Source organism: Sphingomonas sp. 66-10 (genome assembly GCF_001897045.1).
Lineage (GTDB): Bacteria > Pseudomonadota > Alphaproteobacteria > Sphingomonadales > Sphingomonadaceae > Sphingomonas > Sphingomonas lycopersici.
Map to the genome: position 1 here is coordinate 30,441 of NZ_MKRR01000027.1, position 297 is coordinate 30,737.

Here is a 297-nt window from a genome sequence, read left to right on the forward strand (position 1 = left end):
TCGCGTGCCGGCTTGCCGCTGCCGCCCGGATCGTCGATCGCGACGCTGTCGCCGTAACCGAGCCGCAACGAGGCCATCCAGCCGGCGAGCCGCTGTTCCTCGCCCGGCGCAAGTCCGGTGCCGGCGGTGCCGACATCGAAACTATAATCGGTCCGGCTGACGACGGGTTGATGGACCGATTCCAGCCCGCGGTTCTTGGTGCCGCTGCACCCGCCGACCAACAGGGCCGGGAGGGTGGCGAGAAGCAGGGTGCGCTTGAACATGTTCACGTCCTCGTGCTGGCGCATCAATTGTTGG

1 protein-coding gene is annotated in these 297 nt (G+C 67.3%); it reads right to left on the reverse strand.

What is annotated here, in order from left to right:
- Window positions 1–263: CpaD family pilus assembly lipoprotein (locus tag BGN95_RS03405; RefSeq protein WP_286771616.1), on the reverse strand; the 263-nt coding region annotated here is incomplete at its 3' end.
- Between the last annotated feature and the right edge of the window lie 34 nt (window positions 264–297).